The following is a 685-nucleotide window of genomic DNA, read 5'->3' on the forward strand; positions in this document are numbered from 1 at the left end:
AGCCAGTACCAGATTGTTCCGCATCAAACTTGGCTTTCCAGTTGTAGAGCAACTTATCTGTAATACCCAATGAAGCAGCCGCTTTAGGAACGCTATAGCCTTGCTCGGTGACCAGGGCAACCGCTTCTTGTTTAAACTCTGTTGTATAACTTCTGTTCTTTCGTTTTGTCATTTAACACCTCAATAATTGGATTATATTCCTTATTGAAGTGTCCTGTTTGATTAAAGCAGATCACTATCAAAGATAGATTAGGATCTACACACTGTCCAGAAGAGACCAGTTAGATAGCACCCTTCTCACACTCATGGCATACGAACACAAAGATGGGGTCTACTCTATCGGGATTAGAACTTCATTTCGTCTAAAAAAAGGAATTGACGAAGGTGGATCATAACCGGCAATAATAGGCTGCCCAATGGCTTTGATATCCTGCTCATTCAACCAAGCCAATAGTTCGCTTTTCTTGCTTTCTATTGTGTCCTCGTCCAGCCAACCACTGAAGCGAATCGCTGCAACAGTGTAATCATTGACTCGCTCCAAAGAAACGTTTGGGTCTCTCGGCGCCGGTGCTGTCTCAATCCTGAAATCTTCGGGAAGAACAAAAGACATTTTAGTTGCTTTGTCTTGATCCATGAACACAGGCGCGGTCATGCTGATATCTTGCCCCTTACTATTTTCGCCGGA

At 43.5% G+C, this 685-nt stretch carries 2 protein-coding genes; both read right to left on the reverse strand.

What is annotated here, in order from left to right; all coding sequences use genetic code 11:
* Positions 1 to 172: transposase (locus tag A3766_RS32390; protein ID WP_156508686.1), on the reverse strand; the 172-nt coding region annotated here is incomplete at its 3' end.
* A 159-nt stretch (positions 173 to 331) separates the two neighbouring features.
* Positions 332 to 685 (reverse strand): heme-binding protein (locus tag A3766_RS04605; RefSeq protein WP_197479320.1); only part of this gene is annotated, 354 nt, incomplete at its 5' end.

It is taken from the genome of Oleiphilus sp. HI0132 (genome assembly GCF_001635845.1).